A 20,106-nucleotide genomic window follows, 5' to 3' on the forward strand; every position below is an offset into this window, starting at 1 on the left:
CTCCCCATGAAAACCAAAGCCGCCGTCGCCTGGAAATCCGCCGCTCCTCTGTCCATCGAAACCGTCGACCTCGAAGGTCCGAAGTTCGGCGAGGTGCTGGTCGAGATCAAGGCCACCGGCATCTGCCACACCGACTACTACACGCTCTCGGGCGCCGATCCCGAAGGCATCTTCCCGGCCATCCTCGGCCACGAAGGCGCGGGCATCGTGGTCGACGTCGGCCCCGGCGTCACGACGCTCAAGAAAGGCGATCACGTCATTCCGCTCTATACGCCCGAATGCCGCCAGTGCAAGTTCTGCCTCTCGCGCAAGACCAACCTGTGCCAGCTGATCCGCGGCACCCAGGGCAAGGGCCTGATGCCCGACGCCACCAGCCGCTTCAGCCTGGACGGCAAGCCCATCTTCCACTACATGGGCACCAGCACCTTCAGCAACTACACGGTCGCGCCCGAGATCTCGCTGGCCAAGATCCGTGAGGATGCGCCCTTCGACAAGGTCTGCTACATCGGCTGCGGCGTCACCACCGGCATCGGCGCCGTGATCTTCACCGCCAAGGTGGAAGCCGGCGCCAACGTGGTGGTGTTCGGCCTCGGCGGCATCGGGCTCAACGTGATCCAGGGCGCGAAGATGGTGGGCGCCGACAAGATCATCGGCGTCGACCTGAACCCTGCCCGCGAGGCGATGGCGCGCAAGTTCGGCATGACGCACTTCATCAACCCCAAGGACACCGAGAACGTGGTCGATGCTGTTCAGCAGCTCACCGACGGCGGCGCCGACTACAGCTTCGAGTGCATCGGCAACACGAAGGTGATGCGCCAGGCGCTCGAATGCACGCACAAGGGCTGGGGCCGCAGCATCATCATCGGCGTGGCCGAGGCCGGCGCCGAGATCAGCACGCGGCCCTTCCAGCTGGTCACCGGCCGCAAGTGGGAAGGCTCGGCCTTCGGCGGCGCGCGCGGGCGCACCGACGTGCCGAAGATCGTCGACTGGTACATGGAGAACAAGATCAACATCGACGACCTGATCACCCACACCATGCCGCTGGAGGACATCAACAAGGGCTTCGACCTGATGAAGCGCGGCGAGTCGATCCGAGGGGTGGTCCTCTATGAATGAAAACGCTCTGGGCAGCCTGCGCCGCGTGCAGGCCGGCGTGCTCAAGGTCGCCTTCCACGAAAGCGGTCCGGCCGATGGCCCGCCGGTGCTGCTGCTGCACGGCTTTCCCTACGACGTGCAGTCCTACGTCGAGGTGGCGCCGCAGCTCGCGGCCGAAGGCTGCCGCGTCGTCGTGCCCTACCTGCGCGGCTTCGGCCCGACCCAGTTCGCCGACGCGGGCACGCCGCGATCGGGCGAGCAGGGCGCGATCGGCGCCGACGTGCGGGACCTGCTCGATGCGCTGGCCATCCCGCGCGCGGTGCTCGCGGGCTACGACTGGGGCGGAACCGCGGCCTGCGTGGCCGCGGCGCTGTGGCCCGAGCGCTGCACGGGCCTGATCTCGGTCAACAGCTACAAGATCCAGAACATCGCGGCGGCGCGGCAGCCCATCTCGCCGGAAAACGAGGCGCGGTACTGGTACCAGTATTACTTCCACGCCGAGCGCGGCCGCGCCGGCCTGGCGCAGAACCGGCGCGCGCTGTGCAAGCTGCTGTGGCGCATGTGGTCGCCGATCTGGCAGTTCGACGACGCGACCTACGAGCGCAGCGCGGCGGCCTTCGACAACCCCGATTTCGTCGACATCGTGATCCACTCCTACCGCCACCGCCATGGCCTGGCGGCCGGCGACCCGGCGTACGCGGCCCTGGAGGCCCGCCTCGCAGAGCAGCCGGACATCAGCGTGCCGAGCATCACCTTCGACGGCACCGACGACGGCGTGATGCCGGTCGGCGGCACGGCCGACCACGGCCACCATTTCATCGGCCGGCACGAGCACCGCGTCGTGCAGGGCGCCGGCCACAACCTGCCGCAGGAAAAACCGCAGGCCTTCGTCGATGCCGTGCGCGATCTCGTGCATGGCAACATCGGCCGATGACCGACAGCCTGAAGACCCTCTCCGAACACCGCTGCTTCGGCGGCATGCAAAGCTTTCACGAGCACGCCTCGCGCGAAATCGGGCTGCCGATGCGCTTCTCGGTGTTCCTGCCTCCGCAAGCGGAACAGGGCCCGGTGCCGGCCCTGATGTACCTCGCGGGCCTGACCTGCAACGAGGAGACCTTCATGGTCAAGGCCGGCGCGCAGCGCATGGCGACCGAGCTGGGCCTGGCGTTGATCGCGCCCGACACCAGCCCGCGCGGCGCCGCCGTCGAGAGCCTGCCCGGCGCGAGTGCGAGCTGGGACTTCGGCATCGGCGCCGGCTTCTACCTCGACGCCACCGAGGCGCCATGGGCGCAGCACTGGCGCATGGAAAGCTACCTGGTCCATGAACTGCTGCCGCTGATCGCGCAAGCCCTGCCGATCGACGGGCAGCGCATCGGCCTCTTCGGCCACTCGATGGGCGGCCATGGCGCGTTCACCCTGGCGCTGCGGCATCCGGGTCGCTTCAAGTCGCTCTCGGCCTTCGCGCCGATCTGCGCGCCGACGCAGTGCCCGTGGGGCGAGAAGGCTTTCGGCGGCTACCTCGGCGCCGAGCGCAGCGCCTGGCTCGCGCACGATGCCTGCGCGCTGATGCAGTCGCAGACCGCACCGCCCTACCCGGCCGGCATCCTGGTCGACCAGGGCCTGGCCGACAAATTCCTGGCAGAACAGCTGCATCCGCACCTGTTCGAGGCCGCCTGTCGCGCAGCGGGCCAGCCGCTCCAACTGCGCCGACACGCCGGCTACGACCATGGCTACTACTTCATCCAGAGCTTCATGGCGGACCACCTGCGCCACCATGCCGGGGCATTGACTTGAGCGAGTTCGTCCGGAGCCTGCACGAGGTCTTCGAGCGCTTCGGCCGCATCGAAGCCAGGCGCATGTTCGGCGGCCACGGCATCTACCACGAGGGGCGCATGTTCGCGCTGGTGGCGCGCGACACGCTCTACCTCAAGGCCGACCCGCAAAGCGTCGCGCATTTCGACCGGCTGCGATTGCCGGCTTTCGAATACACGAGGAGCGGGAAAACCATGCAGACGTCCTACCGGGAAGCGCCGGCCGAGGTGTTCGACGACCGCGACGAGGCCGCGCTGTGGGCCCGGCGCGCCTGGGAAGCCGCCTTGCGATCCGGCACCGCGCCAAAGAAGCGATCGAAAGCACCATGACCGGAATGCCGCCCCCGCTGCCCGAACGCGAGCAGATCGCGCTGCTCGAAGTCTTCGACGGCCTGGGCCTGCAGCAGATCCACGTGGTCGACACGCCGCAAAAGGCCGAACAGGCCGTGGCGGCGCTGCGAGCCAGCGGCGTGGTCGGCTTCGATACCGAATCCAAGCCGACCTTCGCGAAGTTCGAGGTCTCGGGCGGCCCGCACGTGCTGCAGTTCGCGACGCGCGATGCGGCCTGGCTCTTCCAGCTGCACCGCAGCGAGTTCCACGAGGTCCTGGCCGGGCTGCTCGCCTCGACCGAACTGACCAAGGTCGGCTTCGGCCTCTCTTCCGACCTGAGCCTGATCCGGCAGCGCTTCGGCATCGAGCCGCAGGCCGTCTTCGATCTGGACACCGAGTTCCGCCGCCGCGGCTACCGCAAGTCGGTCGGCGTGAAGACGGCCGTGGCGCTGGTGTTCGACCGCCGCTTCGTGAAGTCGCGCAAGGCCACCACCTCGAACTGGGCCCACAAGCAGCTGACCGATGCGCAGCTGCGCTACGCGGCCAACGATGCCTACGCGGCGATGCGCGTTTACGAGGCGCTGGGGCTCACGCCGCCGGCGCGCTGATCCTGCTGCAGCCAGGCCCGGACCTGCTCCACGAGCCGGTCCATCGGCGCCGACGCATCGACGGCCAGTACCCCCGGCTCCCCGACCGGCGATTCGAGGGTCGCGAACTGATTGGCGACCAGGCTGGCCGGGAACATGTGCTCGGCCGCGCGCGCCGCGACACGGCGTTCGGCCTCCTCGCGTGACAGATCCATGAACACGAAGCGCAGCCCCGGCGTCGCGGCGCGCAGCCGCTCGCGGTAGTCGCGCTTGAGCGCCGAGCAGGTCAGCACCGCACCCTGCCGGTGGCCGGCGAGTTCCCGACCCAGCGTGGCCAGCCAGCCGGTGCGGTCGGCATCGGTGAGCGCAATGCCGGCGCGCATCTTCTCGACATTGGCCGGCGGATGAAAGTCATCGCCCTCGATCAGCGGCAATGTGAACTCGGCGGCCAGCGCCGCACCCAGGCTCGACTTGCCGCAGCCCGAGACCCCCATGACAACGATCCAGAAACGATCCATGCATCGACTTTAAAACAGACTGCCCTGTCCCACTTCGCCGGGCGGCCGAAACGCGCTGAGATCGAGCGCAATGCGCTCGCGGTTGAAGCCGATGCGCCGGGTCGCCTTCTCGAAGCGCTGGCGGATCAGGTCGGCCCACAGGCCGCTGCCCACCATGCGCGTGGCGAAGTCGGCGTCGTAATCCTTGCCGCCGCGCATCTCGTGGATGCGCGCCATGATGCGGCCCGCACGCTGCGGGTAGTGCAGCTCCAGCCACTGCTTGAACAGCGGCGCCACCTCCCAGGGCAGCCGGATCACCGTGTAGAAGGCGCTGCGCGCACCGGCCTCCCACGCGGCTTCGAGCACCTGCTCCATGTCCTCGGTGACGAAGGGAATCTGCGGTGCCACGCTCACACCCACCGGCACGCCGGCCTCGGCCAGCGTGCGCACGGTGCGCAGCCGCCGGTGCGGCGCCGCGGCGCGCGGCTCCAGCTTGCGCGCGAGTTCGCCGTCGAGCGAGGTGATGGTCACGTACACCGCCGCCAGATGCTCGGCCGCCATCGGCGCGATCAAGTCGAGGTCGCGCTCGACCGCGCTCGACTTGGTGACCAGCCCGAAGGGATGGCGCGTTTCCTTCAAGAGCTCGATCACCGAACGCGTGAGCCGCAGCTCGCGCTCGATCGGCTGGTAGCAATCGGTGGCGGTGCCGATCGCGATGTGGCTGGGCCGGTAGCTCTTGCGGCCGAGCTCGGCGCGCAGCACCTCGACGATGTTGCGCTTGGCGATCAGCTTGGTCTCGAAGTCCAGGCCAGGCGACAGGTTCAGGTAGCTGTGCGTGGGCCGTGCGAAGCAGTAGATGCAGCCGTGCTCGCAGCCGCGATACGGATTGATCGATCGATCGAAGTAGATGTCTGGCGAATCGTTCTCGCACAACACCGACTTCACGTCTTCGAAACGCACCTCTGTTTGAAGCGGCGGCAGCGGCTCGGCCGCGCCTTCTTCGAGCGTGCCCCAGCCGTCGTCGTAGGCATCGCGCACGTCGCGCTCGAAGCGGTGCGGCAGGCGGGTGGCCGCGCCTCGGCCCTTGAGGGCATGGACGGGAATGAAAACATCGGCCATGGTGAAATGCCCCTTGGAAACTGTATGAACATCCAGTATTTCACCAATTAGCCAGTGCCGCATTAGACTTTCATTTCTTTATTGACAGAAATTTCGAAAACCATAAACTCGATTGCAAGGCCACACCATGCAACTGACCGAAATCCAACGCAAATTCGTGCTTCACTGGGGCGAGATGGGCTCCCTGTGGGGTGTCAATCGCACCGTGTCGCAGATCCACGCCCTGCTCTTCGCCCATGGCAGGCCGCTGCATGCCGAGGAGCTTTCCGAAACGCTCAACGTGGCCCGCTCCAACGTGAGCAACAGCTTGAAGGAACTGCAGGCCTGGAACCTGGTGCGCGTGACCCACGTGCTGGGCGACCGTCGCGACTACTTCGAGACCAGCGTCGACGTGTGGGAGCTGTTCCGCACCGTGGTGCGCGAGCGCAAGGAGCGCGAGTTCGACCCCACCGTGCGGGTGCTGCGCGAGATCATCGCCAGCCCCGACTTCGGCAAGGAGCCGGCCGACGCGCAGGACCGCATCCGCTCCACCATGGAACTCATGGCCAAGCTGGGCACCTGGGCCGACGAGATGCTGCGGCTGTCGCCCGGCACCCTCGACAAGGTGCTGACGCTGGGCGCGAGCGTGCAGAAGTTCGTGCGCGGCGATGCGAACCGCGGCAAGGACGATCCTGACGCGCACCATGCCAGCCTGCCCATGCTCTAACATTTTTTTGAGTTTTTATTTCTGTTTTGACTGAAGCATCGAGAAGAACTCAGACCCGGAGTAGCGCCATGACCACTTCATCGAACATCCTCGTCTGCGGTGCCAACGGTTTCATCGGCAGCCGCATCGCCGCCGCGGTGCTGAAGGCGGGACACCAGGTGACCTGCGGCAGCGCAACGCGCCTGCGCACCGACCTGCCCCACCTGCCGATCGACTACTCGCGCGACACCGATGCCGCGACCTGGCTGCCGCGCTTGCGGGGCTTCGACACGGTGATCAACGCCGTCGGCGTGCTGCGCGACAGCGCGCGCCGGCCGATGAAGGCGGTGCACACCGACACGCCGGCCGCGCTCTTCCAAGCCTGCGCGCAGGCCGGCGTGCGCCGCATCGTCCAGATCTCGGCGCTGGGCATCGGCCGCAACGACAAAGACAACCCGACCCAGTACGCGCGCACCAAGCGCGCCGCCGAAGCTGTACTGCAAGCCCTGCCCGCCGGCGGCCCCTCGTGGATCGCGCTGCGGCCCTCGGTCGTGCTCGGCCAGGGCGGCGATGCGACCAAGCTGTTCCACACGCTGGCCGCACTGCCTGTGCTGGCGATGCCCGCCCCCGCGCTCGCTGCCAAGTTGCAGCCGGTCTATGTCGAGGATCTCGCACGTGCCGTGGCGGTGCTGGCCGACCCGGCCTCGCCCTCCCTCGGCGTGGTGGAGTTCGGCGGGGCACGCGCGATGACGCTGGCCGAGCTGATCGCCACCTTGCGCAGCGCGCGGCGCGGCGGTGCGCCGAAGCCGGCCCGCGTGCTGCGCCTGCCCGCATGGGTGGGCGTGCTGAGTTCGCGCGCCGGCGACTTCGTACCCGGCGTGCCGTGGTGCACCGACACCCGCGTGATGCTCGAGCTCGACAACGTCGCGAGCAATGCGCCGCTGCGCGGCTGGCTGGGCACCGAGCCGCGCGACCTGCGCGATTTCGCCGACACCTTGTGAATCAACTTCAGGAAAGCACTTCATGAGCGACACCCTCCCGCAACGCATCGCGCTGCCGGCACCTGCCGCGCCCTCGCATGCCCCCGTGACGCCGAGCGACACGCAGGACTACTTCACCGAGGTCGCCGATGACTACCGCGCGTGGAGCCCGGGCTACAACATGCATTTCGGCTTCTGGCGCGCAGGCCTGAATCCGTTGCGGCGCGAGGGCATGCTGGTCGAGATGAACCGCGCCGTGGGCCGCGCGCTGCAGCTCGACGCCGCACGGCCGGCCTGCGTGGTCGACCTCGGTTGCGGTGCCGGCGCCACCGCGCGCACGCTGGCCATGGAGCACCCCAAGCTCTATGCGGTGACCGTGACCAACGTGGCGGTGCAGAACACGATCGCGGCCCGGCTCGATGCCGGCGCCGGCGTGGCCGACCGCGTAGCGCACGTCGAGGCCGACTACACCCGCACCGGGCTGCCCACCGCGCAGGCCGACGGCGCCTGGGCGGTCGAGAGCGCCTGCTATGCGAGCGGCGCCACCAAGGCCGACTTCGTCGCCGAAGCCGCGCGCCTGCTCAAGCCCGGCGCGCGGCTGGTGGTGATCGACGGTTTCCTGCTGCGCCGCCAGCCCGGCCGCATCGCCGGCTGGCTGCACCGGCTCTGGGCCGACAGCTGGGCCGTGCCCACGCTGGCCACGCGCGACGACTTCGCCGCAACGCTCCAGAGCCACGGCTTCGCGCAAGTCGAAGTGAAGTCGCTGCGCTGGCGCGTGGCACCGAGCGCGCTGCACATTCCTGTGCTCGCCACGCGCTTCACGCTGGCCGAGCTCTGGAAGGCGCGCGGCCGCCTCTCGCCCTGGCGCCGCAAGCACATCGTCGCCAGCTATTGCGCCCTCGCGCTGGGCCTGTTCTGGCGCGACTTCGACTACTGCATGGTGACCGCCGGGCGCGACGCGAGCGAGGCGGGCCGCGCATGAGCGAGGAGCCAGATCCGGCGCACCAGCGAAGCACTCACCACGTCGCCGCACCGCCGGCGGTCGAGCTGCCCTTCCATTGGCTCCTGCCGCTGTTCGGGGGCGCGGCCGCGGCCCTGGTCATGCGCCTGGCCTTCAGCGGCTCGCCGGGCCAACGCTACTCGGCCATGCTCGGCAGCTTCATCTACCTGGCACCGGTGCTCTGCGGCGCGGTCACGGTCTATCTCGCCGAGCGCAGCCGCCGGCGCAGCTTCTGGTACTACCTCTGGGCGCCGTGGTGCGCCACGGCGCTGTTCGTGGGCGGCACGTTGATGATCTACATCGAGGGCCTGATCTGCGCCATCGTCATCGTGCCGCTGTTCGCGCTCATGGGCAGCCTGGGCGGCCTGATGATGGGCGTGGTCTGCCGCGTCACCGACTGGCCGCGGCCGACGCTCTACGGCATCGCGGCCTTGCCACTGCTGCTCGGCGCGATCGAGCCCTCGCTGCCCGATCCCCAGCAGCTCTCGAGCACCTCGCGCACGATCTTCATCGCAGCGCCGGCCGAGCGGGTCTGGCAATCGCTCAACGATGCACGCGACATCCGGCCGGACGAAGTCGGCGATGCCTGGGCCTACCGGATCGGCGTGCCGATGCCCATGGAAGGACGAACCGAGGAAAGCCCCGAAGGCCGGGTACGCAAGGTGCGCTGGCAGAAGGACGTGCACTTCGACGAGCTCATCACCGAATGGGAACCGTCGCGGCGCGTGAAGTGGCGCTACCGCTTCACGCCCGACTCCTTTCCCGCCGGCGCGCTCGACGACCACGTGGTGATCGGCGGCCACTATTTCGACCTGCGCGATTCGGCCTATACGCTCTCGCCGCGCGATGGCGGCACCGAGCTGCGCATCGACGTGTCCTGGCGCGTCAGCACGCGCTTCAACTGGTATGCGGGCCGGGTCGCGCACTTCCTGCTGGGTGATTTCTCCGAGCACATCCTGCGCTTCTACAAGGCGCGCAGCGAAGCGCCTTCCGCGTGATCCTGTTCAGAACTCCGCGTCGAGCTCGTCGATCTCCTCGGGCTCCAGCTTGGCCGCCTCGATCCACTCCTGCATGGCCGGCAGTTCGACGATCCGCTTGCAGTAGGCGGCGCAGGCGCGGTCGAGCGCGACGTCGTAGGTCATGAAGCGGGTGACCACCGGTGCGTACATCGCGTCCGCCATGCTGGGCTCCTTGCCGAACAGGAAGGGGCCGTCGTAGGCCTTGAGGCACTCGCGCCAAATCAGGGCGATGCGATCGATGTCGGTCTGCGCGCGCGACCAGATCTTGAAGTTGGGAAACCTGGCCTTGATGTTCATCGGCAAGGCGCCGCGCATCGAGCCGAAGCCCGAATGCATCTCGCCGCAGATCGCGCGGCAGTGGGCGCGGGCCTTGATGTCGGCCGGCAGCAACCCGGCCTTGGGCTTGATCTCGTTCAGGTATTCGCCGATCGCGAGCGTGTCCCAGACCTCCACGCTGCCGTGCTGCAGCGAGGGCACCAGCATCGAGGCCGACAGCAGCAGCATCTCGGCCTTCATGGCCGGGTCGTCGGGCGGGATCACCTTCTCGACGAAGTCCAGCCCCGCCAGCCGGCACATCAGCCAGCCGCGCAGCGCCCATGCGCCGTAGTTCTTGCTGCTGATCGTGAGAACGGGTTTGCTGCTCGCCATGGGGACGCTCCTCGGCTGCCGGGATAGGCCCTGCAGCGTGTGCAAGGCCTGTGCCAGAACAGTGCATGTCGCACCCACCCCGGCGCGCGCCTTGGCCCGCAAATTGCCTGCGAGAGGTATATATGTTGTACAGGGCCTACCAAACCAGCGCCGACCTGCTTTCGCCATCGCGGCTCGCGGCGCAGTACCTCGGCAGTTCCCTGTGGCAGCAGAATTCGGAGCGCAGCGCGGCGCGGCGCATCGCCGCCGCCATGGAGGTCTACTCGCGCATGCGGCTCACCCACACGCGGCCGGCCTATGGCATCCAGAGCGTGACGGTCGACGGCGAAGAAGTGGCCGTGCATGAAGAGGTTGCGCTGGTCGCGCCCTTCGGCACCTTGCTTCACTTCCGCAAGAACACCACGGCAGTGCATCCGCCGGTGCTGCTGGCCGCACCACTTTCGGGCCATTTCGCGACCCTGCTGCGCGAAACCGTGCGCACCCTGCTGCGGGACCACGACGTCTATTTGACCGATTGGCACAACGCCCGCGACGTGCCGCTCTGGCATGGCGGCTTCGGCCTGGACGACTACACGCTGCAGCTCATCAAGTTTCTCGAGGCCGTCGGACCCGGCGTGCACATGGTTGCGGTCTGCCAGCCCTGCGTGGCGGCGCTGGCGGCCACCGCGCTGATGGCCGAGGACGACAACCCGTCCACGCCGCGCAGCCTCACCTTGATGGCCGGGCCGGTCGATTGCCGCATCAACCCGACGGCCGTCAACAAGCTTGCGAACGAGCGCCCGATCGGCTGGTTCGAACGCAACCTGATCAGCCGCGTGCCCTGGCCGCATGCAGGCATGATGCGGCGCGTCTACCCCGGCTTCCTGCAGCTCACCGCCTTCATGAGCATGAATCCGGAGCGCCACAAGCAGCAGTTCCAGAAGCTTTTCGAGTACCTGGTCGAAGGAGAAATCGACAAGGCCGCCACCATCCGCGATTTCTACGACGAGTACCTGGCGGTGAACGACCTGCCGGCCGAGTTCTACCTGGAGACGGTGGAGCGCGTGTTCCAGACCTACGACCTGCCGCGCGGCGTGCTCACCGTGGGAGAGCGCAAGGTCAACCCCGCTGCCATCCGCCGCACCGCACTGCTGACCGTCGAAGGCGAGCGCGACGACATCTGCGCGGTCGGCCAGACGGTGGCGGCGCAAGACCTCTGCACCGGCGTGCGCCCCTACCTCAAGACCCACCACCTGCAGGCGGGCGTGGGGCACTACGGCGTCTTCAGCGGCAGCAAGTGGAACGCGCAGATCTATCCGCGGGTGCGCGAGGCGATCCACACGGCTGCCGAGGTGCACTGACTCCACTGGCTGGTGCTGGTCTAGACTGGCCCGGATGACGCCCGCGCCCGCCTCCCCGCTCGATGCCTTCCTGCATGCGATCCCGAAGCTCGAGCTGCATTGCCACCTGTTCGGCACGGTGCGGCACGGCAGCTTCGCGGCGCTCAATCGCCGCGCCGGGCGGCCGCTGGCCGATGAAGAGATCGAAGGCTTCTACACGCGCGGCGAGAAGCCGGTCGGCGTGCTTCGCGTGCTGCGCGCGCTCGATGCGCGGCTGGTGCGCGTGCCCGACGACCTGCACCGGCTCACCTTCGAATACCTCGAGGACGCGGCGGCCCACAACGTGCGCTACGCCGAGTTCTTCTGGAACCCGACCGGCACGGTGCGCGACTCCGGCATCGCCTACCGCAGCGCGCAAGAGGCCATCGTGCGCGCCATCCATGACGCAAAAGACGAGTTCGGCATCACCGGCCGGCTGATCGCGGCCATCGACCGCGAGGCCAGCCCCGAGGCTGCTGTCGAGATGGTCGGCTGGGTCACGGCCAACCTCTGCGAGGAGGTGATCGGTATCGGCATCGACTACCGCGAGGTCGACCGGCCACCCGAGCTCTTCCAGCAGGCCTACCGCGACGCGCGGCGCGCCGGCCTCAAGACGACCGCGCACGCGGGCGAGTTCGGCATGCCGTGGACCAACGTGCGCACCGCGCTCGACGTGTTGCAGGTCGACCGCATCGACCACGGCTACACGGTGGTCGACCAGCCCGAGTTCGCACGCGAGTGCGCCGAGCGCGGCGTGCTCTTCACCGTGGTGCCGACCAACTCCTACTACCTGCGCACGCTGGCGCCCGAGCGCTGGGCGCTGGACCATCCGATCCGCCGCATGCCCGGCCTGGGCCTGCGCATCCATCCCAACACCGACGACCCCACGCTGCACAAGGTCACGCCCACGCAAGCCTGGGGAATGATGGTGCGCGACTTCGGCTTCGGCCTCGACGATCTGCGCGGCTTCATGCACAACGGGCTCGACGGCGCGTGGATCGACGACACGACGCGCCGCGAATGGCGCGTGCAATGGAGCGCCGAATTCGATGCGCTGCGCGCACAGCTCCCGCAAGACCAGATCACTTCCGAAGACTGACCATGCCTAGACCCAAGCCCCTGCTCCTCGCCTCGATGCTCCTGGCCGCGCTGCCCGGCGCGGCATTCGCCCAAGCGGCCGCATGGCCCGCCGCCAAGCCAATCACGCTGATCGTTCCCTACTCTGCCGGCGGCAGCGTGGACTTCAATGCGCGCCTGGTCGCCACCAAGCTAGGCGAACGGCTCAAGCAGTCGGTCGTGATCGAGAACGTAACCGGCGCCGGCGGCGCCATCGGCGTGGCCAAGGCCGCCAACGCGGCGCCCGACGGCTACACGCTGGTGGCGGGGCCGGACAGCGCGATCGCGATCGGCAAGCTCATCAACCCCGCCGCCTTCAAGTTCGACCCGCTGAAGGACCTGGCGCCGGTCGGCATGCTCAACACCGCGCCGATGGTGCTGGTCGCGCGGCCGGGCCTGCCGGCGCAGAGCTACACCGACTTCGTCAAGCTCGCCAAGGCCGCGCCGGGCAAGTACAACTACGCGACCTCGGGCGTAGGCACGGTGCTGCAGCTCGCGATGGAGCTGCTCAAGGAAAGAAGCGGCATCTACGTGACCCATGTGCCCTATCGCGGCGGCGCGCAGATCGCCACCGACGTGATCGGCAACCAGATCGACCTGGCCATGCTGGTCAGCACCAGCGCGATCCCGCATGTGAACGGCGGCCGCCTGAAGGCGCTGGGCGTGACCGGCAGCAAGCGTCTCGACGCGCTGCCCAACGTGCCGGCCTTCGACGAGATGCCGGGGCTCAAGGGCTATTCGATGCTGAGCTGGACCGGCATCTTCGCGCCGGCCAACACGCCGCCGGCGATCGTCGCCCGCCTCAACCAGGAGCTCAATGCGGTGTTGAAGGACCCCGAGGTGCGCACCAAGCTGACGGAGCAAGGCGCGCTACCGGGCAGCGGTTCGGCTGAAGAACTCGGCAAGTTCGTACACGCCGAGTACGCGCGCAATCAAAAGATCGTGCAGGCGGCGAACATCAAGGAGTGAGGGTCTACGAGGACTCGTCTTCCGCCGGCCAGTCGCGGATGTAGGCCTTGAGCATCTTGTTCTCGAAGTTCTGGCTGTCGACCACGGCCTTGGCGACGTCGTAGAAGCTGATCACGCCCATCAGCATGCGCTTGTCCATCACCGGCATATAGCGCGCATGGCGCTCGAGCATGATGCGGCGGATTTCGTCGAGGTCGGTTTCGGCGGTGCAGGTGACGGGATGGTCGTCCATCGCCTTGCGCACCAGCGTGCCGCCGACCTGGCCGCCGTTGCCGACGATGGCGACGATGACTTCGCGGAAGGTGAGCATGCCCACCAGGTCGCCATGCTCCATGACCACCAGCGAGCCGATGTCCTTGTCGGCCATGGTGTTGACCGCATCGGACAGGGGTTCGTCGGGCGTGACGGTGTAGAGCGTGTTGCCCTTCACGCGCAGGATGTCGCTGACTTTCATCGTGGTGCTCCTCACTTGCTCGGCGGCGTGCCGATTTGAATATAGCCCACAATGACCGCCCGTCCACAGGCCCATGTCGGCGTCGCAGGCATTGCGCGCGCCACGGGGCATTGCAGAAACGACCATCGAAAGGCTCCCATGCCCGGCTATTCCGACCCCGGCTTCGATACGCTGGCACTGCACGCCGGCGCCGCACCCGACCCCGCCACCGGCGCACGCGCGGTGCCGATCCACCTCACCACCTCCTTCGTCTTCGAGTCGAGCGACCATGCGGCCGCGCTCTTCAACCTCGAACGCGCGGGCCATGTCTACTCGCGCATCAGCAACCCGACCAACGCGGTGCTCGAGCAGCGCGTGGCCGCGCTCGAAGGCGGCATCGGTGCGATCGCGACCGCCAGCGGCCAGGCCGCGCTGCACCTCTCGATCGCGACGCTGATGGGCGCAGGCTCACACATCGTGGCGAGCACCGCGCTCTACGGCGGCTCGCAAAACCTTTTGCACTACACGCTGCGGCGCTTCGGCATCCAGACCACCTTCGTGAAGCCGGGCGACTTCGACGGCTGGCGCGCCGCGATCCGGCCGGAGACCAAGCTCCTGTTCGGCGAGACCGTGGGCAATCCGGGCCTCGACGTGCTCGACATCCCGGCGGTGAGCGAGATCGCGCACGCGGCCGGCGTGCCGCTGCTGGTCGATTCCACGCTGACCTCGCCCTACCTGATCAAGCCCTTCGACTGGGGCGCCGACCTGATCTACCACTCGGCCACCAAGTTCCTCTCGGGCCACGGCACCGTGATCGGCGGCGTGGTGGTCGACGGCGGCAGTTTCGACTGGGAACGCTCGGGCAAGTTCGCCGAGCTGACGCAGGCCTACGACGGCTTCCACAACATGGTCTTCAGCGAGGAAAGCACGGTCGGCGCCTTCCTCTTGCGCGCTCGGCGCGAGGGGCTGCGCGACTTCGGCGCCTCGATGAGCCCGCACACGGCCTGGCTGATCCTGCAGGGCATCGAGACCCTGCCGCTGCGCATGGAACGCCACATCGACAACACGCAGAAGGTGGTCGAGTTCCTGGCGGCGCATCCCTTCGTGGCGCACGTGGGGCATCCGCTGCTCGAAACGCATCCGAGCCATGCGCTGGCGGCCAAGCTGCTGCGCCACGGCGCCAAGGGCGCCGGCGCGGTCTTCAGCTTCGACCTCAAGGGCAACCGCGAGCAGGGCAAGAAGTTCATCGAAGCGCTGAAGCTCTTCAGCCATCTCGCGAACGTGGGCGACTGCCGCAGCCTGGTGATCCATCCGGCGAGTACCACGCATTTCCGCATGACCGACGAGGCGCTGGCCGGCGCAGGCATTTCGCAGGGCACGATCCGTCTGTCGATCGGACTCGAGGACCCGGCCGACCTGATCGACGATCTCAAGCGTGCCTTGAAGGCCGCAGAAATGGCAGGCGCGTGATGGATCTGCTCGTCAACGGTCACCGCAGCTACTGCTACACCGGCGGCAAGACTTTCGATGCCGCGAAGCCCAGCGTGGTGTTCATCCATGGCGTGCTCAATGACCACAGCGTGTGGATCCTGCAAAGCCGCTGGTTCGCCAACCACGGCTGGAACGTGCTGGCGATCGACTTGCCCGGGCATTGCAGGAGCGAGGGCCCGCCGCCCGCGAGCGTCGAGGAGGCGGCGCAATTCGTCGTCGCGCTGCTCGATGCGGCCGGCATCGACAAGGCAGCTCTGGTCGGCCACAGCTTCGGTTCGCTGATCGCGCTCGAAGCGGCTGCGCGCGCGCCGGAGCGGGTCACGCACCTGGCGCTGGTCGGCACGGCCTACCCGATGACCGTGTCACCCGCGCTGCTCGACGGCGCACTGAACGATCCGCAGCGCGCGATCGACATGGTCAACACCTTTTCGCATTCGCTGCTGGCGCCGCCGCCCTCCTCGCTGGGCCCGGGCACCTGGCTCTACGGCGGTTCGCGCGCGCTGATGCGGCGGGTGCTGGCCAGCAACCGCGACGCCAACGTGTTCCACATCGGCTTCAAGGCCTGCAACGATTATGCGAACGGCGAAGCGGCGATCGCGGCCGTGCAGTGCCCGATCCTGTTCCTGCTCGGCGACGCGGACCAGATGACGCCGGCGCGCGCGACCCGTGCGCTGAGCGCGAAAGCGCCCCGGGCCCAGGTGCTCACCGTCAGGGCCGGCCACCAGCTGATGTCGGAAGCGCCGGACGAGGTGCTGTTCGCGCTGCGGGACTTTCTCAGCGCAGCGCGTTGATGTCCGCGGTTTCGACCAGCGGCGTGGGCGCGCCGCGCCGGGCGACGACCAGCATCGCGCGGCCCACCTGTTCGCTGGTGGTCACGTGGCGCGGCGCCAGACGCTTGATCAGGCCGAAGATCGGGCTGGCCAGCACGTAGATCCAGCGGTAGAGCGCCACCTTGGAACGCACGCCGTGCAAGGGCTGGATGAAGCCGGGGCGGAACATGTAGGCGGCCTTGAAAGGCAGGCGCATCAGCGCGTTCTCGGTCGCGCCCTTGACGCGCGCCCACATGCTGGAGCCGCGCTCGCTGCTGTCGGTGCCGGCGCCGGACACATAGACGAAGGTCATCTGCGGATTGAGCCGCACCAGCACCTTGGCGGCGGCCAGCGTGAGCTCGTAGGTGACGTGCCGATAGGCCTCTTCGCTCATGCCCGCCGACGAGACGCCGAGGCAGAAGAAACAGGCATCGAAGCCCGCGAGCTGTTCCCGGACGGCGCTCAAGTCGAAGAGGTCCGCCACGATCAGTTCGCGCAGCTTCGGATGGGTCTGCCCGGTCGTGCTGCGCCCGACGCTCAGCACCCGCGACACGCCGGCGTCGAGCAGGCATTCGCGCAACACGCCCTGGCCCACCATGCCGGTCGCGCCGAAGAGCAGGACGTTCATGGCGCTAGCCGACGCAGAAGGTATCGGGCTCGCGCGCCAGTGCGCGGAGCAGGGTTGAAACCTCGGCGGACGACGCCTGCCCCGGCTGCAACGCGCCGAGCATGCGCGCCAGCGTTTCGGCATGCGGCAGCAGCGGGCCGAGGAAGCGGGTGCCGGACTCGCCCGCCACCAGGATGGTCGGGAAGGTCTCGACGTCGAAGTCGTCGGCCAGGTCGGCGTGGTCTTCGATGTCGACCCAGGCAAAGCGGAACTGCGGATGCGCGCGCGCCACCTGCTCGAACAGCGGCCGGTACTCGCGGCAGGCGCCGCACCATTCGGCGCACAGGCAGACCACCCACAGGGCATCGTCGGCCAGGGCCAGCCTCGCGGGAACTGTGGAATCGTTCAAGGTCGAATGAATGAGGGTGGAACGGAAAGCGATGCCATTATCGATAGGGAAGCACATCCTGCAGCAGCAACGTCCGCAAGGGACCTTTCTGCCACAGGTTATCGAGGGCCGGCGCCTGCGGCATCAGCAATTCCTTGAGCAAGGGTTCGAGCCGCGTACTGCGGGGGTCGGCCAGCAGCACGTAGCGCGGATCCTCGTTGGCCGGCTCCTCGGCCAGCGGCCCGATCCAGTCGAGCGCGACCAGCGTTTCCAGCACCGGCGCGAGCTGCAGGGCGTCGACCTTCATGCGCGCCACCAGCTCGGCCGCGCCCAGCCCCTTGGCCGGCGACGTCTGCGCGCGCGCCAGCTGCTGCAGCGTTTCCACCGCAAGCTGGAGCGGCCAGCCGGCCGTGCCGCCGCGTCGCGCGACGCCGGTCAGCAGGCTGGGCAAGTAGGCCGCGATCACCGCGCCCAGCAGCACGATGACCCAGGCCACATAGATCCACACCAGCAGGATCGGCACGGTGGCGAAGGCGCCGTAGAGCACCGAGTAGGTCGGCACCAGGCTCAGGTAGTAGCCCAGGACGCGCTTGGCGATCTCGATCGCGGCAGCCACGAAGATGCCGCCGGCCCAGGCGTGCACCCATTTCACGTGGGTGTTGGGCACGTAGTGGTAGAGCGAGGCCATGCCGCCCGCGAGCAGCACGAATTCGAAGGTGTCGAACACCAGCTTGAGCATGCCGCGGCCCACCACATCGCGCGAGACCGAGAAGACATAGGCCGTGGTGCTCAGGCTCAGGGCCAGCACCAGCGGCCCGAGCGTGATCGCGGCCCAGTAGATCAGCACCCGCTGCGCGAAGGGCCGAGGCGTGCGCACGCGCCAGATGTTGTTGAGCGTCTTGTCCATCGTCAGGATCAGCGCGATGGCGGTCACCAGCAGCAGCACCAGGCCGGCGACACCGAGGCCACTGGCCTTGCTCGCGAACTGGTTGAGGTAGCCCAGCACCTGGCGTGCGATGTTGTCCGGGATCAGGCTCTCGATCAGCCAGCGCTGCACCCGGCCCTGCATGGCCGAGAACATCGGGAACACCGTGAACAGCGCCAGCGCGACGGTGAAGAAAGGCACCATCGCGATGGTGGTGGTGAAGGTCAGGCTGCTGGCCGTGAGGCCCAGCCGGTCCTCGCGAAAACGTTCGCCCAGCACCGCGGCGGTATTGCCCCAGGGAAAGTGCGAAAGATCCCTCCAGAGTTGCCGGCGATTCATGGCCGGTATCATGCCATCGGGTCTTCTGCCGCTCCGGCGCCGCCCGATCGATCTCCCCTTGCCGTGACCGCTCCCAACGCCTCCCCTCCTTCCGTTTCCGCCACGCGCTGGCTCGCCGTCGGCAGCCTGGTCGGCCTGATCGTGCTCGGCCTGGCCTGGGAAATGTGGCTGGCGCCGCTTCGCCCGGGCGGCTCCTGGCTGGCGCTCAAGGTGCTGCCGCTCGTGGTGCCGCTCGCGGGCCTGGTCAAGAACCGGATGTACACCTACCGCTGGGTCAGCCTCATGGTCTGGCTCTATTTCACCGAAGGCGTGGTGCGCGCCTGGAGCGACGCCGACGGCACGAGCCAGGTGCTTGCGCTGATCGAGGTGGCGCTGTGCCTGGCGCTCTTCGCCGCCTGCGCCTGGCATGTTCGTCTTCGCCTGCGCCACGCGGCGCGGGCCCGCAATCTGGAAGGAGCCGCGCCATGAGCGCATCGTTGATCGACAAGCTGCGCACCATCGTCGGTGCCGCCCATGTGCTGACCGAGGGCGACCTCAGCGCCTACGAGCAGGACTGGCGCAAGCGCTCGCGCGGCAAGTCTTTGGCCGTGGTGCGGCCAGCCAGCACGCAGCAGGTGGCCGAGGTGGTCAAGGCCTGCGCGGCCGCCGGCACGACGATCGTGCCGCAGGGCGGCAACACCGGGCTTGCGGTCGGCTCGATCCCGGACGAGAGCGGCACCCAGGTGCTGTTGAGCCTGCAGCGCATGAACGCGATCCGCGGCATCGACGCCGCCAACCTCACGATGACGGTGGATGCCGGCTGCGTGCTGCAGACCCTGCAGGAAGCCGCCGAAAGGGCCGGCTTCCTGTTCCCGCTGAGCCTGGCGGCCGAAGGCAGCTGCACCATCGGCGGCAACCTGGCGACCAATGCGGGTGGCACGCAGGTGCTGCGTTACGGCAATGCGCGCGAGCTGTGCCTGGGGCTCGAGGTCGTCACGCCGCAGGGCGGCATCTGGGAAGGCACCAGTGGCCTGCGCAAGGACAACACCGGCTATGACCTGCGCGACCTGATGATCGGCAGCGAAGGCACGTTGGGCATCATCACCGCCGCCACCCTGAAGCTCTACCCGCTGCCGGCCGCGCGGCTCACCGCCTGGGCGGCCGTGCCTTCACTCGAACATGCGGTGACGCTGCTGGGCCTGGCGCACAAACGCCTGGGCCCGGGGCTCACGGGCTTCGAGGTCATGGGCAAGTTTGCGCTGAGCCTGGTCGACAAGCACATGCCGCAGTTGCGCGTGCCCTTCATCGACGATGAGGCGGCGCCCTACTGCGTGCTGCTCGAGAACTCCGACAACGAATCCGAAGACCATGCCCGTGGCCGCTTCGAGGCACTGCTCGAAACCGCCTTCGAGGCCGGCTGCGTCAGCGACGCGGTGGTGGCCGAGAACCTCACGCAGGCACACCAGCTCTGGCACATCCGCGAAAGCATTCCGCTGGCGCAAGCCGAGGAAGGGCTCAACATCAAGCACGACATCTCGATTCCGGTGTCGCGCATCCCGGCCTTCGTGGCCGAGACCGACGCGCTGCTGGAACGCGAGGTGCCGGGCGTACGGCTGGTGAACTTCGGCCACCTCGGCGACGGCAACCTGCACTACAACGTGCAGGCGCCCGCCGGCGGCGACAACGGCGCCTTCCTGCGCGAGCACGAAGAGCGCATCAACACGCTGGTCTACGACGCGGTCGAGAAGTTCGACGGCTCCTTCTCGGCCGAGCACGGCGTCGGCTCGCTCAAGGTCGACAAGCTCGAAAAGCACAAGTCGCCGGTGGCGCTCGAGATGATGCGCGCCATCAAGCGCGGGCTGGACCCGCAGAACATCCTGAATCCGGGTCGGGTGATTCGCGCAGAGTAAGCGTGCGCGTA

The 20,106-nt window shown here is 68.0% G+C and carries 23 protein-coding genes; 16 read left to right on the forward strand and 7 right to left on the reverse strand.

What is annotated here, in order from left to right:
• Positions 1-6 precede the first annotated feature (6 nt).
• From ACSQ9I_RS20345 to ACSQ9I_RS20365, 5 genes are read left to right on the forward strand one after another with little or no spacing between them, the layout of a single operon-like run.
• Positions 7-1,116 (forward strand): S-(hydroxymethyl)glutathione dehydrogenase/class III alcohol dehydrogenase, encoded by a 1,110-nt coding sequence (locus tag ACSQ9I_RS20345; RefSeq protein ID WP_093103180.1) that lies wholly within the window; start codon positions 7-9, stop codon positions 1,114-1,116.
• On the forward strand, positions 1,109-2,029 hold the full coding sequence (locus ACSQ9I_RS20350) for an alpha/beta fold hydrolase (protein ID WP_436314241.1): 921 nt from the start codon (positions 1,109-1,111) through the stop codon (positions 2,027-2,029). Before ACSQ9I_RS20345 ends, ACSQ9I_RS20350 begins: the two co-directional genes overlap by 8 nt.
• Entirely contained in the window at positions 2,026-2,889 is an 864-nt protein-coding gene (gene fghA / locus ACSQ9I_RS20355) for an S-formylglutathione hydrolase (RefSeq protein WP_436314242.1), read from the forward strand. The genes ACSQ9I_RS20350 and fghA overlap by 4 nt, the downstream gene beginning before the upstream one ends.
• Positions 2,886-3,236, forward strand: coding sequence for a TfoX/Sxy family protein (locus ACSQ9I_RS20360; protein ID WP_436314243.1), 351 nt, complete (start codon positions 2,886-2,888; stop codon positions 3,234-3,236). Before fghA ends, ACSQ9I_RS20360 begins: the two co-directional genes overlap by 4 nt.
• A complete protein-coding gene (locus ACSQ9I_RS20365; RefSeq protein ID WP_436314244.1) occupies positions 3,233-3,844 on the forward strand; it encodes a 3'-5' exonuclease in 612 nt (203 codons plus the stop codon). Before ACSQ9I_RS20360 ends, ACSQ9I_RS20365 begins: the two co-directional genes overlap by 4 nt.
• Here the strand turns inward: ACSQ9I_RS20365 and ACSQ9I_RS20370 are convergent.
• Positions 3,808-4,341, reverse strand: coding sequence for a gluconokinase (locus ACSQ9I_RS20370; protein ID WP_436314245.1), 534 nt, complete (start codon positions 4,339-4,341; stop codon positions 3,808-3,810). The two genes, ACSQ9I_RS20365 and ACSQ9I_RS20370, sit on opposite strands and share 37 nt — an antisense overlap.
• Before the next feature lie 9 nt (positions 4,342-4,350).
• Positions 4,351-5,439: a PA0069 family radical SAM protein gene (locus ACSQ9I_RS20375; protein WP_436314246.1), complete on the reverse strand. Its 1,089-nt coding sequence runs from the start codon at positions 5,437-5,439 to the stop codon at positions 4,351-4,353.
• A gap of 127 nt (positions 5,440-5,566) precedes the next feature.
• Between ACSQ9I_RS20375 and ACSQ9I_RS20380 the strand changes: the two genes are divergently transcribed.
• The 4 genes from ACSQ9I_RS20380 to ACSQ9I_RS20395 all read left to right on the forward strand — a co-directional run bounded on the left by ACSQ9I_RS20380 (position 5,567) and on the right by ACSQ9I_RS20395 (position 9,102).
• Positions 5,567-6,145 carry a GbsR/MarR family transcriptional regulator gene (locus tag ACSQ9I_RS20380; RefSeq protein ID WP_436314247.1) on the forward strand — a complete coding sequence of 193 codons (579 nt, stop codon included), beginning with the start codon at positions 5,567-5,569 and terminating at the stop codon, positions 6,143-6,145.
• 68 nt (positions 6,146-6,213) lie between these two features.
• Positions 6,214-7,125 carry an NAD-dependent epimerase/dehydratase family protein gene (locus tag ACSQ9I_RS20385; protein ID WP_436314248.1) on the forward strand — a complete coding sequence of 304 codons (912 nt, stop codon included), beginning with the start codon at positions 6,214-6,216 and terminating at the stop codon, positions 7,123-7,125.
• A 22-nt stretch (positions 7,126-7,147) separates the two neighbouring features.
• On the forward strand, positions 7,148-8,086 hold the full coding sequence (locus tag ACSQ9I_RS20390) for an SAM-dependent methyltransferase (RefSeq protein WP_436314249.1): 939 nt from the start codon (positions 7,148-7,150) through the stop codon (positions 8,084-8,086).
• The gene (locus tag ACSQ9I_RS20395) at positions 8,083-9,102 is read left to right on the forward strand and encodes an SRPBCC family protein (RefSeq protein WP_436314250.1); all 1,020 of its coding nucleotides are present in this window, start codon (positions 8,083-8,085) and stop codon (positions 9,100-9,102) included. Before ACSQ9I_RS20390 ends, ACSQ9I_RS20395 begins: the two co-directional genes overlap by 4 nt.
• A 6-nt stretch (positions 9,103-9,108) precedes the next feature.
• Here ACSQ9I_RS20395 and ACSQ9I_RS20400 read toward each other — a convergent pair whose 3' ends face one another.
• Complete coding sequence (locus ACSQ9I_RS20400; protein ID WP_436314251.1) at positions 9,109-9,771, reverse strand: glutathione S-transferase; 663 nt, start codon at positions 9,769-9,771, stop codon at positions 9,109-9,111.
• A gap of 122 nt (positions 9,772-9,893) precedes the next feature.
• Here ACSQ9I_RS20400 and ACSQ9I_RS20405 point away from each other — a divergent pair, with 122 nt between their 5' ends.
• The 3 genes from ACSQ9I_RS20405 to ACSQ9I_RS20415 are packed head-to-tail and all read left to right on the forward strand — an operon-like array spanning position 9,894 to position 13,214.
• Positions 9,894-11,111, forward strand: coding sequence for a polyhydroxyalkanoate depolymerase (locus ACSQ9I_RS20405; protein ID WP_436314252.1), 1,218 nt, complete (start codon positions 9,894-9,896; stop codon positions 11,109-11,111).
• Positions 11,112-11,145: 34 nt separating this feature from the next.
• Positions 11,146-12,228, forward strand: coding sequence for an adenosine deaminase family protein (locus ACSQ9I_RS20410; protein ID WP_436314253.1), 1,083 nt, complete (start codon positions 11,146-11,148; stop codon positions 12,226-12,228).
• A 2-nt stretch (positions 12,229-12,230) separates the two neighbouring features.
• A complete protein-coding gene (locus ACSQ9I_RS20415) occupies positions 12,231-13,214 on the forward strand; it encodes a Bug family tripartite tricarboxylate transporter substrate binding protein (RefSeq protein WP_436314254.1) in 984 nt (327 codons plus the stop codon).
• A 4-nt stretch (positions 13,215-13,218) separates the two neighbouring features.
• Here ACSQ9I_RS20415 and ACSQ9I_RS20420 read toward each other — a convergent pair whose 3' ends face one another.
• Entirely contained in the window at positions 13,219-13,668 is a 450-nt protein-coding gene (locus ACSQ9I_RS20420; protein WP_093103159.1) for a CBS domain-containing protein, read from the reverse strand.
• Between the two features lie 138 nt (positions 13,669-13,806).
• On the opposite strand from ACSQ9I_RS20420, the gene ACSQ9I_RS20425 reads away from it, so the two are divergent.
• Positions 13,807-15,117: an O-acetylhomoserine aminocarboxypropyltransferase gene (locus ACSQ9I_RS20425; protein ID WP_436314255.1), complete on the forward strand. Its 1,311-nt coding sequence runs from the start codon at positions 13,807-13,809 to the stop codon at positions 15,115-15,117.
• Positions 15,117-15,929: an alpha/beta fold hydrolase gene (locus tag ACSQ9I_RS20430; RefSeq protein ID WP_436314256.1), complete on the forward strand. Its 813-nt coding sequence runs from the start codon at positions 15,117-15,119 to the stop codon at positions 15,927-15,929. Before ACSQ9I_RS20425 ends, ACSQ9I_RS20430 begins: the two co-directional genes overlap by 1 nt.
• On the opposite strand, the gene ACSQ9I_RS20435 is transcribed toward ACSQ9I_RS20430, so the two are convergent.
• The 3 genes from ACSQ9I_RS20435 to ACSQ9I_RS20445 are packed head-to-tail and all read right to left on the reverse strand — an operon-like array spanning position 15,913 to position 18,218.
• The gene (locus tag ACSQ9I_RS20435) at positions 15,913-16,575 is read right to left on the reverse strand and encodes an NAD(P)H-binding protein (protein WP_436314257.1); all 663 of its coding nucleotides are present in this window, start codon (positions 16,573-16,575) and stop codon (positions 15,913-15,915) included. The genes ACSQ9I_RS20430 and ACSQ9I_RS20435 overlap by 17 nt on opposite strands.
• Before the next feature lie 4 nt (positions 16,576-16,579).
• Positions 16,580-16,963: a thioredoxin family protein gene (locus tag ACSQ9I_RS20440; RefSeq protein WP_436314258.1), complete on the reverse strand. Its 384-nt coding sequence runs from the start codon at positions 16,961-16,963 to the stop codon at positions 16,580-16,582.
• 37 nt (positions 16,964-17,000) lie between these two features.
• Positions 17,001-18,218 carry a YihY family inner membrane protein gene (locus tag ACSQ9I_RS20445; protein WP_093103151.1) on the reverse strand — a complete coding sequence of 406 codons (1,218 nt, stop codon included), beginning with the start codon at positions 18,216-18,218 and terminating at the stop codon, positions 17,001-17,003.
• Positions 18,219-18,269: 51 nt separating this feature from the next.
• Here ACSQ9I_RS20445 and ACSQ9I_RS20450 point away from each other — a divergent pair, with 51 nt between their 5' ends.
• Positions 18,270-18,674 (forward strand): DUF2069 domain-containing protein, encoded by a 405-nt coding sequence (locus tag ACSQ9I_RS20450; RefSeq protein ID WP_436314259.1) that lies wholly within the window; start codon positions 18,270-18,272, stop codon positions 18,672-18,674.
• Complete coding sequence (locus ACSQ9I_RS20455) at positions 18,671-20,095, forward strand: FAD-binding oxidoreductase (RefSeq protein ID WP_436314260.1); 1,425 nt, start codon at positions 18,671-18,673, stop codon at positions 20,093-20,095. Before ACSQ9I_RS20450 ends, ACSQ9I_RS20455 begins: the two co-directional genes overlap by 4 nt.
• Positions 20,096-20,106: the final 11 nt, after the last annotated feature.

Source organism: Variovorax sp. LjRoot84, from assembly GCF_964254305.1.
In the GTDB taxonomy this organism is placed as follows: Bacteria; Pseudomonadota; Gammaproteobacteria; order Burkholderiales; family Burkholderiaceae_C; genus Variovorax.